Source organism: Amycolatopsis kentuckyensis, assembly GCF_002155975.1.
Taxonomy (GTDB): domain Bacteria; phylum Actinomycetota; class Actinomycetes; order Mycobacteriales; family Pseudonocardiaceae; genus Amycolatopsis; species Amycolatopsis kentuckyensis.
Map to the genome: position 1 here is coordinate 25,927 of NZ_MUMI01000415.1, position 13,703 is coordinate 39,629.

A 13,703-nucleotide genomic window follows, 5' to 3' on the forward strand; every position below is an offset into this window, starting at 1 on the left:
CGTGATCATCAACACGTTTTCTTATCTATGGTCGGCTACGGCGATCGACGCCATTGCGGAACTGGTCGACAACGGGTATTCGACTTTCGAAGTTCCGATCAGCTCCCCACATTGCTGGCCGGACGAAATATCCGGCTCGGAGCGCTCGGTCATGAAGGCAAGGCTCAGTGAGCGCGGTGCGAGTATTCGATCGCTCAATGCCGGTGGATATGACATCAATCTGGCCAGCCCCGGTGCGAACATGCGCCGCAAGAGCATCGAGCACATCAAGTCGGTGATCGACTTGGCTGTCGCTTGGGATGTCCCCGACGTCGTGATATCACCCGGTACGCGACGCCCCATGATTTCGCCTTCGCTCGAAAAAGCGTATGGATGGATGTACGAGAGCCTGGGTGACCTGATCCCACTGGCCAAGCAGGCCGGCACGCGGCTCCTGCTGGAAAATACTCCGTACTGCTTCACTCCCACCGTCCGGGAGCTGGCGGGTATCGTCAGCACGGTCGACGATGATGCGCTCAAGATCGTGTACGACGTCGCCAACGCCGCTTACATAGAGGAGGATCCCGTAGCGGGCTTGCTCTCGTACCAGGAATCTATTGCACTCGTGCATATTTCTGATACGGGGTTGCAGGTGTGGGGTCATGATCCGATCGGCACCGGAGTGGTGGATTTCGAAGGGCTGGGCGAAGCTGTCGAGGCAACATGCGGGGTAGATAATGTTGTGCTCGAGGTGATTCGCGAAGAAAACACCTTGTTCGAGTTCGGTCAAGCAATGCGCGACCTTGCCGATAAAGGTTGGAAATTGGGAAACTAGTGCCCTTCGGCAGCACTGCGTGCCGGGTGACGAAGAGCCGGTCCGCGGGAGTGAACACCAGTGCCGGCACCACTGCCTTCGAAACGTTCCCGGCAGTGAGCACATCGAGCCTCAAGAGCTGGAGCTCGGCCGACCGGGAATATGGCTGAGAATGGACTTGGAGAAACCGCCGTCGACGCAGATGTCTTGCCCGGTGACATAACCCGACAATGGGCTCACCAGGAATTCGATCACATTCGCGATATCCGCGGGTTCCCCAATCCGTGCCAGCGGAATGATGTCCTCCCTTGCTTTTTTGATCTGGGGGTCGGCGTACATTTTCTCGGTCATCGCTGTATGGGTCATTCCTGGAGATACCACATTCACGCGGATACCGTCAGGTGCCCACTCCAGAGCGAGTGTCTGGGCCAGCATGGTCAAAGCGGCTTTGCTGGGGCTGTAGGCACCTGATCCGGCATGGGGTAGCTGACCGGACATCGAGGAGGTGAAGCAAGCCGAGCCGCGGCTGCGCTTCAGGTGCGCGTAGCTTGCTTTGGCGAGAAGCCACGCGCCGCGGAGGTTGACGGAGAACATGTCGTCCCAGTCCTCGACGGACAAGTCGCAGATCGCGCCGGGGCTGGCGATTCCGGCATTCGCCACCAGCGCGTCCAGGCCACCGAATTCGGCTACCGCGGCTTCGACGAGCTGACCTGGCACGTCGGGATCGCCGAGGTCGCCCACCAATGCGATGGCAGTACCGCCCAGCGACTGAATCGAACGGACGATCTGCTCTTGACCAGTGGTCAGTTTGTGGCCGCACACCGCGATCTGCGCCTGCTCGCCCCGGGCAAGAGCGGCCTCGGCGAGCCTCACACATGTCGACGCGCCGATGCCGCTGCTTCCACCACTGACCAAAGCTCGCATTGTGCACACTCCTCTTGCTGGGGATCAGAAGTCACAGTCGCCGCGCGGCCGCGCGCAGCTCTTCGGGTGTGGCGCCTTCGAAGCCGAAGAACTGCAGGTAGGCGGGAATCAGCTCGAACAACATGTCGCTGCCGACCTGGATCGTGCAGCCCTTGTCCCTGGCTGCCCGCAGGAACGGGGTGATGTCGGTCTTGAGCACCACGTCTCCGACATACGAACCGGGGGCGACGTGGTCGATGTCGACCGGCAGCGGGTCGCCGTCGTTCATTCCGACGGGAGTGGCGTTCACGATCAGGTCGTAGCCCTCGGGATCCCTCGAGCCCGTCACGACCTTCACGTCCGAGTAGTGCAGGCCGATGCGCCGGGAGAGCGCTTCGGAGGCGGTTGCGTCGGGATCGAACAGGCCGATCTCGGCCAGGCCGAGGCCGGCCAGCGACGCGGCGATCGAAGAACCGACCCCGCCGTTGCCGACGACCAGCGCGCGTTTCCCGGACGGGTCGAACCCCTTGCGCAGCATGCCGCCGACGAAGCCGGCGCCGTCGAACTGGTCGGCCAGGAGCGACCCGTCCTCCCGCCGCAGGACGGCGTTCGTCGCGCCGGCGATCGCGGCGGTCGGGCTGATCTCGTCCACCAGCTCCATGGTGGTGACCTTGTGCGGCATGGTGATCAGCGCGCCGCGGATGTTGGTGAGGGTGAAGAGCGATCGGAAGAAGTCCGCGTAGTCTTCAGCCTTGATGCCCATCGGGACGACGGCGGCGTCGATGCCGCTCTTCTCGAACCAGGGGTTGCAGATCAGGGACGACTTGAACGTGTGCGTGGGGTGGCCCAGGTGCGCGACGAGGGTGGTCGTGCCGCTGATCATCGGACCTCCTGCGCGTCGTTGCAGAGCTCTGACAGCCGTACGCCGGCCCACGCGCACCGCAGCCCGCCGTGCACGGCCCAGTACTCATCCCAATGGGCGAGCTTGGCCCGGTCGCGTTCGAGGCCACGCTTGCGCAGCCGGTCCTGCAGCGTCTCCGGGGAGACGCGGACCCGCACCACCTCCACATCGACCGGCGGCCAGTCGAAACGCTCCGCGGCCGCGGTGATGAAGGTGGGGTCGGACAGGTAGGGGCTGAAGGGTGCGTCGAGCACGACGGGGCGGCCGAGGCGGAGGTTGGCCCCGGCGACGTCGAGGAGCGAGTCGTACTCGAGGGGCAGGATGTGGTCGAGGTAGAACGAGTTGGCCTCGCGGTCGCCGGGGTCGTACCCGGCCGACACCAGGGCGGCCTCGACGAACCGCGCGCTCATCGCGTCCTTGTCGAGGTACGCGGCGCCGTGCCGGCGGGCGAGGCGCCGTGCGATCGTCGACTTGCCGGAGCCCGCCGTGCCGATGACGATGTGCAGGGTCGGTGCGGTCATCCGCGCGCGTCCCGCACCGCCGTCAGGAAGTCGCGGGCGGCGGCGGTCACCCGGGTGAAGTCGCCGTCGGGCTGCCAGGCCTTGGTGACGGCGCTGCCCACGCCGACGCCCGCCACGCCTGCGGCGAACCACTCCTTGACGTTCTCGGCGGTCACCCCGCCGGCGGGCATGATCGGCAGGTGCGCCAGCGGCGCGAGCACGGCCTTGGCGTAGGGGATGCCCGCGTTCTCGGTCGGGAACAACTTGACGATGTCCGCACCCGCCTCGGCGGTCTCGAGGATCTCAGTCGGGGTGAAAGCCCCGCTGATCGTCGGCACCTGGTAGCGGTTGGCGACACGGATCATCTCGGCGTTGAGTTGCGGGCTGACCAGGAAGGCCGCGCCGGCCCGGATGCACTCGTACGCGGCGTGGCCGTCGAGGACGGTTCCCGCCCCCACGGCGACACCGTCCGGTGCGTACCGGGTGGCCAACCGCCGGATGAGCTCGACGGCCCCGGGGATGGAGAGCGTGATCTCCAGGGCGCGGAACCCGCCTTCGATCGCGGCGTGCGCGACGCGTTCCGCGCTGTCCGCGTCGGGCAGCCGGACGATGAGCACGGCGCCCGACTCGTCGATCGTGCGCAAGGTCGCAAGCTTGGTGAACACCGGTGTCCTGTCTGGTCGAGAGCGTGATTGACAAATACTCGCACGCTCCTTACGGTCTCTGCAACCGATCTCAGCAACCGATCTCATTGTGGAGCGTTCAATGACGACGAACTCCCCAGACGCCTCCGGGACGGCAAGCCCTCCCGAGCTCACCGACGTTCTGGAACGCCCTCGCCGCCCGGTCAACATGGTGGCGGGCACGATCGGCCACTTCGTCGAGTGGTACGACTGGTACGTCTACGGGTTGCTGGCCGCGGTGTTCGCCCCGCAGATCTTTCCGAGCCACTCCGCGTTCGCCTCGCTCATCGCGGCGCTGCTCACGTACGCGATCGGGTTCGTGATCCGACCCTTCAGCGGGATCATCGTCTCGCCGCTGGCCGATCGCTACGGCCGGCGGGCCGTCCTCACCTTGTCCGTGTCCGGGATGGCGCTCGGCGCCCTGATCATCGCGCTCACCCCCGGGTACGACGTGATCGGCTACGCGGCGCCCGTCCTCTTCGTGGTGGCCCGGATCCTGCAGGGCATCTCGGCCGGCAGCGAGCAGCAGAGCGCCATCTCGTTCATGGTCGAGCACGCCCCGCCGAACAGGAGGGGCCTGTTCGGGTCCTTCTCGAACATGGCGAGCGGCTTGGCGACCCTCGCCGCCACCGGGGCCGCCGCGATCGTCACCTCAGCCTTCGCTCCGGACGACCTCGCGGCCTGGGGCTGGCGCATCCCCTTCCTCGTGGGCGGCCTCCTGGGTGTGGTCGGTCTCGTCCTGCGGGCCCGTGCCGACGAAACCTCCGAGTTCGAGGCCAGCTCCCTCGTCGACAAGAAGTCGGCCCCCGCACGGCTGCTGGCTCTGCTCCGTGAACACCCGAAGGCTCTCCTGCAGACGGCGGCGCTGTCCGCGCCGGCCGTGGCCTACTACACCTGGGCCACCTTCCTGCCCACCTACGCCCAGCTCACCAGCGGCCGGGACAAGGGCTCCACCCTGGTCGGCAGCGTCATCGGGCTGATCCTGCTGGTCATCGTCGTGCCGATCTGCGGCGCGCTGTCGGACCGGCTCGGCCGGCGCAAGATCTTCCCCATCGTGGGCGCGGCCGGCATGATCGTGCTCTTCTACCCGCTGCTGCTCCTCCTCGACCGGCCGGGCTTCTGGGTCTACGTCGTGGTGGCCGCATCAGGATGGATCGTCCTGGGCATCTGGCAGGCGGTGTACCCGACCATCCAGGCGGAGCTGTTCCCGGCGTCGGTCCGGGTGGCCGGCATCGGCTTCTCCCACCAGCTGGTGATCGCCATCTTCGGCGGCACCGCCCCCCTGATCGCCGCCGCGTTCGTCGGCGCCGGGCACCCCAGGTTCGTCGCTGTCTACATGATCGTGGTCATCGTTGTCTGCCTCGCCGTCTACTTCACGATCCCGGAGACCGGCAGCAAGACACTGCGAGCGACCGTCGCGCTGAAGGACCCGGAGGTAGTGGAAGGCGCGCTGGAGGAGGCCACGGTCCACCCCCGGACGAGGCGTTCCGTGTCGTAGGCGCCCTTTGCTCGCCGCGAGAAATGCGCTCTGGGGCCGAGCTGGGCCGGGTCCGGCGGCGGCTGCCCGAATTTCAGCGGGGACTGTTCGATGAACGCAAAGCCGCGGGCAGAAGCGGAGCGAGCTGCTTCGGGCAGCTGTAACTCTTTTTCGGTCAGCGGAACACCGGCGGGCGCTTGTCCCGGAAGGCCGCTGCTCCGTCACGGCCTGACGGGATCGCGGCGGGCTTTGGTCGTCGAGGCGGCCAAGCGCAGCAGTCCCGAGCGGCTCGACGCCCTGGAGCGGCACATCGACGACCAGGAGGCGGCGGCCTCCACGGAGGCCGCGCTGAAGGCGGCGACCGCCTTCCATCCGGACATCGCCAGGTTGTCCGGAAACCGGCGCGCCGAAGCCGAAATCCGGGACCACCGGGACCTGGTATCGGCCATGAGACGCCTCGACATCGAGCGGGCCTACGAGATCATGGACCGGCACTCCCAGGAGTCGTTGCGGCAGAAACTCGAAGGCCTGACAACCAACTGACCGATCTGAGCGTGGCTCAGGACACCACCAGGACGGCGGCCCGCGCTCCCGCGTACCGGTGGCTCAGTCGTTCCGGGCGCGGATCGCGATGCGTCGAGCCGGACCGCCGTGCATCCGTCGGGGTGGCGGCGACGTCAGGCGATGAGCGCCGGAGGGGTGCTCGGGAATCGACCGTCGAGAAGCGTTTCCGCCAGAGCCCGGTTGGGAACCAGTGTCAGGCCCGCGTTTCTCGCAGCACCTCAACCGTGCGCTCGAGGCAAACAGTGCCATCTCGGTGCGGGCCGGCCACATCTGGGCCAACGCCTTCTCGAACGACCGGCTACCGGAGGCATGCGTCTCCGACGTCACCGACTTGCCGATCCCGGCGCGGCAGGGAGCCGCGGAAACCATGGCCACTGCACCACACCTTGCCCCTGGCGAACTCGTGGGGCTGTTCAACAACGGCGACCCAGATGTCCGCAAAGCCGCCGTCGCAGCGATCTGAGCAGGGCCGCCGCTGCCATCAGCCGCGACATCGTCACCGTCGTGCTCCTGGCGAAACTCAAGATCGGCACAACGAAAAACCGCCCTACCTGGATCTTCAGATCCGGTGGGCGGTGTTTCGTCACTGTGGAGCTAAGGGGACTCGAACCCCTGACCCCCTCACTGCCAGTGAGGTGCGCTACCAGCTGCGCCATAGCCCCGAGGCGAAGGTGAACTCCGCATCTCGTATGCCCATACATTACACCCCGCCCAGACGGCCTCCACGCGGGGGTACCCACAACCCCCGCAACCCCGTGACCAGCACATTCACACCTTATTTTTAGTCCCGTATTGACGCCCCACTGTGGCCGCCGTTACATTTTGCGCGGTTGTGACGCCGAGGTCCCCGCCCGTTACGCCGCGTCTTCACCCACCGGGCACACCTCTCGATGACGCCGCGTGTGCGGCAGAGGAGGCTTCGATGACGAGACGGCGGGTGATGACGCTGCTCGCGGCAGCGTCGGTCCTGGTCGGAAGCTCGACGACGACGGCTGCGGAAGCCGCCGTCACCCCGGACGGGTGGTACACCGTTGCCGCCGTGAACAGTGGCAAGTGCGTCGATGCCCGGGCGGCCGGGACCGCCGATGGGACCGTCGTCCAGCAGTACACCTGCAACCAGACCGCCTCGCAGCAGTGGCAGTTCCAGGCCACCGGCGACGGCTACTTCCGGATCAACACGCGCACCAACCCCGCCGCCGCCTGGGACGTCAAGGACGTCTCCACCGCCGATGGCGGCCTGCTCCAGCTCTGGACCTACGGAGGCGGGGCCAACCAGCAGTGGCAGGCCGTCGACGAAGGCGGCGGCCGGTACCACTTCGTCAGCCGCAACAGCGGGAAGTGCCTCGACGTCCCCGGCGCGTCCGCCGCCGACTCGGTGCAGCTGCAGCAGTACACCTGCAACGGCACCGCCGCCCAGTCCTTCATGCTGACCCCCGTGAACACGAGCCAGCCAGGCCAGCCCGACTTCGGCCCGAACGTGGTGATCTTCGACCCGTCGATGCCGAGCTCGACCATCCAGAGCCGGCTCGACAGCATCTTCTCCCAGCAGGAACGCAACCAGTTCGGCAGCCAGCGCTACGCCGTGATGTTCAAGCCCGGCACCTACGCCAACGACGTCAACGTCGGCTTCTACACGCAGGTGCTGGGGCTCGGCCTGAGCCCCGACGCCGTGAACATCAACGGCGCCGTGCACGTGGAGGCCGACTGGTTCCCGCCGCAGAACGCCACCCAGAACTTCTGGCGGGGCGCGGAGAACCTGTCCGTGACCCCGAGCGGAGGCGCCGACCGCTGGGCGGTCAGCCAGGCCGCGCCCTACCGCCGCATGCACGTCCGCGGCGACCTGCAGCTCGACGACGGCGGCTGGGCCAGCGGCGGCTGGATCTCCGACACGAAGATCGACGGCCAGGTCCGGTCCGGCTCGCAGCAGCAGTGGATCTCGCGCAATTCGCAGTTCGGCAGCTGGAACGGCGCGAACTGGAACATGGTCTTCGCCGGCGTCCAGGGCGCGCCCGCCAACACCTTCCCGACGCCGCCCTACACCACGGTCGGCCAGACGCCGGTCGTGCGCGAAAAGCCGTTCCTCTACATCGACGGCGCGGGCAAGTACCAGGTCTTCGTCCCCGGCGTGAAGACCAACGCGTCCGGCACGACCTGGGCGAACGGCGCCGCGCCCGGAACGTCGCTGTCCATCGACCAGTTCTACATCGCCAAGCCCGGCGCCACCGCCGCGGACCTGAACGCCGCGCTCGCCGCGGGCAAGAACCTGCTGGTCACGCCGGGTGTCTACCACCTGAACCAGACGCTGCGCGTCACCCGCCCGGACACCGTCGTGCTCGGCCTCGGCGTCGCCACGCTGGTCCCGGACAACGGCATCACCGCGATGACCGTCGACGACGTCGACGGCGTCAAGCTCGCCGGCCTGCTGATCGACGCCGGCACGACGAATTCGGCGACGCTGATGCAGGTCGGCCCGGCCGGGTCGGCGGCGAACCACGCGGCGAACCCGACGTCGCTGCACGACGTGTTCTTCCGGATCGGCGGCGCCGCCGTCGGCAAGGCGACGAACAGCCTGGTCGTCAACAGCAGCAACGTGATCGGCGACCACATGTGGATCTGGCGCGCCGACCACGCCGAGCGCACCGAGTACGTCGGCTGGACCACCAACACCGCCGACACCGGGCTGATCGTCAACGGCAACGACGTGACGATGTACGGCCTCTTCGTCGAGCACTACCAGAAGACGCAGGTGGTCTGGAACGGCAACGGCGGCCGGACCTACTTCTTCCAGAACGAGATGCCCTACGACGTGCCGAACCAGGCGGGCTGGATGAACGGCTCCACGCCGGGCTTCTCCGCCTACAAGGTCGGCCCGAACGTCACCAGTCACGAAGCGTGGGGCCTGGGCAGCTACTGCTACTTCAGCACCAACCCGTCCGTGGCCAGCGCCCACGCGTACGAGGCACCGAACACGCCGGGTGTCCGGTTCCACGACATGGTGACCGTCTCGCTCAACTACCAGGGCACGATCACCCACGTGATCAACAACACCGGCCCGGCCACGCCGTCCGGCACCAAGGCCGTCAACCTGGTGAGTTACCCCTGAATCACCGGCGTGCGCCGTGGTGGCGGCCGCGGCGCACGCCGGTCCTTTGTGGATACGCCCGAACGGGGTGTTCGAGGAGCCGGACGGGGGTAATCGTCGCGATACTGAGGTCCCCCATCGACCCAGGAGCGGCAGATGACCTCTTTCGCAGCGTTCACCGTCGTCGAACCCCGCAAAGCCTGGCCGATCACCGCCGTCCGCGGCGTGTTCGCCGTGCTCTTCGGGCTCTTCGCACTGATCTGGCCCGGTGCCACCGTGCTCGTTCTGGCGATCCTGTACGGCGTGTACGCGATCGTCGACGGCATCGGCGGCCTGATGCAGGCGTTCCGCCCGGGTGACACCGCCCACCGGGTGGCGTACGGCGTCCTCGGCGCGCTCGGCATCCTCGCCGGGATCCTCGTCCTGGTCTGGCCCGGCATCACCGTCCTGCTGCTGGCCCTGCTGGTCGGCTTCTGGGCGATCGTCACCGGCATCGCCGAGATCGCCGCGGCCATCCGCCTGCGCAAGCAGATCCAGGGCGAGGCCTTCCTCATCCTGGCCGGCGCGATCTCGGTGCTCGCCGGCATCTTCATCGTGATCAACCCGATCGCGGGCGCGTACGGCATCGCGCTGCTCGTCGGGATTTACGCGCTGCTGTACGGGATCGTGCTGCTCGTCCTGGCGTTCCGCCTCCGCAAGCTCGCCGCCTGAGTACCGTGCGGGGGTGTCGACCCGCGAGCTGGTGGTGCTGGGCACCGCGAGCCAGGTGCCCACGCGCCACCGCAACCAGAACGGCTACCTCCTGCGCTGGGACGGCGAGGGCATCCTCTTCGACCCCGGCGAAGGCACCCAGCGCCAGATGCTGCGGGCGGGTGTGGCCGCCACGGACGTCACGCGGATCTGCGTCACGCACTTCCACGGCGACCACAGCCTCGGCCTGCCCGGCGTGATCCAGCGGCTGTCGCTGGACAAGGTCGGCCACCCGGTGCACGCCCACTTCCCGGCGTCCGGCGCGCACTACTTCGAGCGGATGCGGCACGCGACGGCCTTCTACGAGCAGGCCGACCTGCGGGAACACCCGATCACCGAGGACGGCCCGATCACCACCGGGAAGGTCGCGCTCGAGGCACGGCGCCTGAGCCACCCCGTCGAGGCGTTCGGCTACCGGCTGACCGAGCCCGACGGCCGCACCATGCTCCCCGGGCGGCTGCGGGAGCACGGCATCACGGGCCCGGACGTCGGCCGGCTCCAGCGAGAGGGACGCCTGGGGACCACGAAGATCGAGGACGTCAGCACGCCGAGGCCCGGCCAGCGGTTCGCGTTCGTGATGGACACCCGGCTGTGCGACGCGGTGTACGCCCTCAGCGAAAACGCCGACACGCTCGTCATCGAGGCGACCTTCCTCGCCGAGGACACCTCCCTGGCGGAAGACTTCGGTCACCTGACCGCCCGGCAGGCCGCGCGCGTCGCCGCCGAGTCCGGCGTCCGGCAGCTCGTCCTGACCCACTTCTCGCAGCGCTACCCCGATCCGGCGCGCTTCCTGGAGGAGGCGAAGGCCGAGTTCGGCGGCGAGATCGTCGTGGCACAGGACCTGGAGCGGGTCCAGGTGCCGAAAAGACGTTCTTTCCCCGCGGGGTGAGAAGCGCCGTAGGCTGCATCTCGTGAGCCAGCCGATCCTGATGACCGTCGACGACGATCCCGCCGTGTCCCGCTCGGTCGCCCGTGACCTGCGCCGGCGCTACGGCAAGGACTACCGCGTCATCCGCGCCGACTCCGGCCCGGACGCCCTCGACGCGCTGCGCGAGATCAAGCTGCGCGGCGACGCCGTCGCGGCGATCCTCGCCGACTACCGGATGCCGCAGATGGACGGGATCGCCTTCCTCGAGAAGGCGATGGACCTGTTCCCGCACGCCCGCCGCGCCCTGCTGACCGCCTACGCCGACACCGACGCCGCGATCCAGGCGATCAACGTCGTCGACGTCGACCACTACCTGCTCAAGCCGTGGGACCCGCCGGAGGAGAAGCTCTACCCGGTGATCGACGCCCTGGTCGAGACCTGGAAAGCGGTCGGCGACAAGCCGGTCGAGGAGGTCAAGCTCATCGGCCACCGCTACAACTCGCCGTCGTTCCACCTGCGCGACTTCCTCGCGCGCAACGCGGTCCCGTACCGCTGGTACTCGGTCGAGGACGACGAAGGCTGCCGGATCCTGCAGGCCGCGGAGGCGACCGACAAGGACATCCCGGTGGTCGTCACCCCGGACGGCACCGTCCTCAAGAACCCGACCGGCAGCGAGATCGCCGACGCGGTCGGTTTGTCGACCCGGCCGGCGCAGGAGTTCTACGACCTCGTCGTGATCGGCGGCGGCCCGGCCGGCCTCGGCGCCGCGGTGTACGGCGCCTCCGAGGGCCTGCGCACGGTGCTCGTCGAGAAGAAGGCCACCGGTGGCCAGGCCGGCACGAGCTCGCGCATCGAGAACTACCTCGGCTTCCCGGACGGCGTGTCGGGCGCGCAGCTGACCGACCGCGCGCGGCGCCAGGCGCAGAAGTTCGGCGCCGAGGTGCTGACCGCGCGCGATGTCGTCGGCCTGGAGGCCCGCGGTTCGTCGCGGGTGATCACCTTCGGCGACGGCAGCGAGATCGCCGCGCACTCGGTGATCCTCGCCAGCGGCGTCAACTACCGCGCCCTGGAGGCCGACGGCGTCGAGGAGCTCACCGGCCGCGGCGTCTACTACGGCTCGGCCGCGACCGAGGCGCCCGAGTGCAAGGGCGAGCACGTCTACATCGTCGGCGGCGCCAACTCCGCCGGGCAGGCCGCGGTGTTCTTCTCCAAGCACGCCAGCGACGTCACGATCCTGGTGCGCGGCGAGTCCCTCGAGGCGTCGATGTCGCACTACCTGATCGAGCAGATCGCCGGCATCGGGAACATCCACGTCCGGACGCACACCACGGTCAAGCAGGTGCACGGCGACGGCCACCTGGAGCGGATCACGCTGTGCGAGAACGGCGTCACCGAGACGGTCGAGAGCGGGCACCTGTTCATCTTCATCGGCGCCGCCCCGCGCACCGACTGGCTCGGCGAGGCCATCCACCGCGACGACCACGGCTTCGTGTGCACCGGCCCCGACCTGCTGTCGGCCGGGCAGCGGCCGGCGGGCTGGCCGCTCGACCGTGACCCGCACTACCTCGAGTCGTCGATCCCGGGCGTGTTCGTGGCCGGTGACGTGCGGTCGCAGTCGGTCAAGCGGGTGGCGTCCGCGGTCGGCGAGGGCGCGATGGCCGTGACGCTGGTACACCGGTACCTGGAGGAACAATGAGCGCACTGCCGCGGGAAGAGCTTCGCGGCCTCTTCCTGTTCGAACACCTTTCCGAGGGCCAGCTCGACTGGGTCGCCGCCAACGCCGTGCTCGAGGAGTACGAGGGCGATTCGTTCGTCATCCGCGAGGGCGAAGAAGCGACCTGCTTCTACGTGATCCTGAACGGCGCCGTCCGGATGACGCGCCTGGTCAGCGGCACCGAGATCGAGACGAACCGGTCCGACCAGCGCGGCGCCTACTTCGGCGCGACGCAGTTCTTCGTGCACCAGGAAGCCGAGCACCGCTACGGCGCCTCGGTGCAGGCGCTCAGCGACCTGACGCTGCTCGCGCTGCCCGCCGCGGAGTTCTCCGTCGAGTTCCGCAGGTGGTTCCCGATGGCGACGCACCTGCTGGAGGGCATGTACCTCGGCTGGCGCAACAGCGACACGGTGATCGGCTCGCGCCGCCGCCTGCTGGCGCTCGGCGAGCTCTCGGCCGGCTTGACGCACGAGCTGAACAACCCGGCCGCGGCCGCCGTCCGGGCGACGTCCGCCCTGCGCGAACGCGTCGCCGGGATGCGCCACAAGCTCGCCTTCCTGGCCAAGAAGGACATCGACCCGGAGCTGCTCCACCAGCTCATCGACGTCCAGGAACGCCTGGTCAAGCAGGTCGTGCAGGCCGAGAAGCTGACCGCGATGCAGCAGGCCGACCGCGAGGACGAGATCGGCGACTGGTTCGACGACCGCGGCATCGACGGCGGCTGGGACCTCGCCGACATCTACGTCCGCGCCGGCCTGACCACGACCGACCTGGACAACGTGCTGGAGCAGGTCGGCGACACCTTCATCGACGGCGCCGTCCGCTGGCTCGCCTACGCGCTCGAAACCGAGATGCTGATGGGCGAGATCGAGGACTCGACCACGCGCATCTCCGCGCTGGTCGGCAAGGCCAAGCAGTACTCGCAGATGGACCGGGCGCCGCACCAGTGGGTCGACGTCCACGACGGCCTCGACTCCACGCTGGTCATGCTGTCCGGCAAGATCGGCGGCGGCGTCCGCGTCGTCAAGGAGTACGACCGGAGCCTGCCGAAGATCCCGGCGTACCCGGCCGAGCTGAACCAGGTCTGGACGAACATCATCGACAACGCCCTCGGCGCGATGAAGGGCGAGGGCACGCTGACGCTGCGCACGTGGCGCGTCGACGACCAGATCCGCGTCGAGGTCGGCGACACCGGCCCGGGCATCCCCGCGGACATCAAGCCGCGGATCTTCGAGCCGTTCTTCACGACCAAGCCGGTCGGCGAGGGCACCGGGCTGGGCCTGGACATCTCGTGGAAGATCGTCGTCGAACGCCACCAGGGCGACCTGCGCGTCGAATCCGAGCCCGGGAACACCCGGTTCGAGGTCTGCCTGCCGACGGTCGAGCAGGCCTCGCTCTGATGGCTTCCGTCCCGACGGTCACGACCGAACTCGGGGCGCTGGTCGGGCTGGCGGGCGACGGGATCCCG

Annotated in this window: 13 protein-coding genes and 1 tRNA gene; 9 read left to right on the forward strand and 5 right to left on the reverse strand. The window is 68.2% G+C overall.

The features are described from left to right. Position 1 precedes the first annotated feature (1 nt). Positions 2–814 (forward strand): sugar phosphate isomerase/epimerase family protein, encoded by an 813-nt coding sequence (locus CCN39_RS34180; protein WP_086849064.1) that lies wholly within the window; start codon positions 2–4, stop codon positions 812–814. A 111-nt stretch (positions 815–925) separates the two neighbouring features. Here the strand turns inward: CCN39_RS34180 and CCN39_RS34185 are convergent, their stop codons facing one another. Genes CCN39_RS34185 through CCN39_RS34200 form a run of 4 tightly spaced genes read right to left on the reverse strand, consistent with a single transcriptional unit; the run spans position 926 to position 3,762 of the window. Next, on the reverse strand, positions 926–1,717 hold the full coding sequence (locus CCN39_RS34185) for an SDR family NAD(P)-dependent oxidoreductase (protein WP_086849066.1): 792 nt from the start codon (positions 1,715–1,717) through the stop codon (positions 926–928). A 31-nt stretch (positions 1,718–1,748) separates the two neighbouring features. Further along, a complete protein-coding gene (locus CCN39_RS34190; protein WP_086849071.1) occupies positions 1,749–2,579 on the reverse strand; it encodes a shikimate dehydrogenase family protein in 831 nt (276 codons plus the stop codon). After that, positions 2,576–3,118: a P-loop nucleotide/nucleoside kinase family protein gene (locus CCN39_RS34195; RefSeq protein ID WP_086849073.1), complete on the reverse strand. Its 543-nt coding sequence runs from the start codon at positions 3,116–3,118 to the stop codon at positions 2,576–2,578. The genes CCN39_RS34190 and CCN39_RS34195 overlap by 4 nt, the downstream gene beginning before the upstream one ends. Next, on the reverse strand, positions 3,115–3,762 hold the full coding sequence (locus CCN39_RS34200; protein ID WP_208630503.1) for a bifunctional 4-hydroxy-2-oxoglutarate aldolase/2-dehydro-3-deoxy-phosphogluconate aldolase: 648 nt from the start codon (positions 3,760–3,762) through the stop codon (positions 3,115–3,117). The genes CCN39_RS34195 and CCN39_RS34200 overlap by 4 nt, the downstream gene beginning before the upstream one ends. Before the next feature lie 100 nt (positions 3,763–3,862). Here CCN39_RS34200 and CCN39_RS34205 point away from each other — a divergent pair, with 100 nt between their 5' ends. The 3 genes from CCN39_RS34205 (at position 3,863) to CCN39_RS49670 (ending at position 6,284) form a co-directional block, all read left to right on the forward strand. Then, positions 3,863–5,278 (forward strand): MFS transporter, encoded by a 1,416-nt coding sequence (locus CCN39_RS34205; RefSeq protein ID WP_086849076.1) that lies wholly within the window; start codon positions 3,863–3,865, stop codon positions 5,276–5,278. Positions 5,279–5,506: 228 nt separating this feature from the next. Beyond that, positions 5,507–5,800, forward strand: coding sequence for an FCD domain-containing protein (locus tag CCN39_RS34210; RefSeq protein WP_086849077.1), 294 nt, complete (start codon positions 5,507–5,509; stop codon positions 5,798–5,800). A 211-nt stretch (positions 5,801–6,011) separates the two neighbouring features. Continuing rightward, positions 6,012–6,284 carry a hypothetical protein gene (locus CCN39_RS49670; RefSeq protein WP_143264260.1) on the forward strand — a complete coding sequence of 91 codons (273 nt, stop codon included), beginning with the start codon at positions 6,012–6,014 and terminating at the stop codon, positions 6,282–6,284. A gap of 126 nt (positions 6,285–6,410) precedes the next feature. On the opposite strand, the gene CCN39_RS34215 is transcribed toward CCN39_RS49670, so the two are convergent. Continuing rightward, a tRNA-Ala gene (locus CCN39_RS34215) sits at positions 6,411–6,483 on the reverse strand. A 260-nt stretch (positions 6,484–6,743) separates the two neighbouring features. On the opposite strand from CCN39_RS34215, the gene CCN39_RS34220 reads away from it, so the two are divergent. The 5 genes from CCN39_RS34220 (at position 6,744) to CCN39_RS34240 (ending at position 13,635) form a co-directional block, all read left to right on the forward strand. After that, positions 6,744–8,924, forward strand: a complete 2,181-nt coding sequence (locus CCN39_RS34220) for an RICIN domain-containing protein (RefSeq protein WP_244211124.1) — start codon at positions 6,744–6,746, stop codon at positions 8,922–8,924. Positions 8,925–9,059: 135 nt separating this feature from the next. Beyond that, positions 9,060–9,614: an HdeD family acid-resistance protein gene (locus CCN39_RS34225; RefSeq protein ID WP_086849082.1), complete on the forward strand. Its 555-nt coding sequence runs from the start codon at positions 9,060–9,062 to the stop codon at positions 9,612–9,614. Positions 9,615–9,627: 13 nt separating this feature from the next. Next, positions 9,628–10,542, forward strand: a complete 915-nt coding sequence (locus tag CCN39_RS34230; RefSeq protein ID WP_086849084.1) for a ribonuclease Z — start codon at positions 9,628–9,630, stop codon at positions 10,540–10,542. A 22-nt stretch (positions 10,543–10,564) separates the two neighbouring features. After that, positions 10,565–12,217: a response regulator gene (locus CCN39_RS34235; RefSeq protein WP_086849085.1), complete on the forward strand. Its 1,653-nt coding sequence runs from the start codon at positions 10,565–10,567 to the stop codon at positions 12,215–12,217. Continuing rightward, positions 12,214–13,635, forward strand: a complete 1,422-nt coding sequence (locus CCN39_RS34240) for an ATP-binding protein (protein ID WP_086849088.1) — start codon at positions 12,214–12,216, stop codon at positions 13,633–13,635. The genes CCN39_RS34235 and CCN39_RS34240 overlap by 4 nt, the downstream gene beginning before the upstream one ends. The last annotated feature ends 68 nt before the right edge of the window (positions 13,636–13,703 follow it).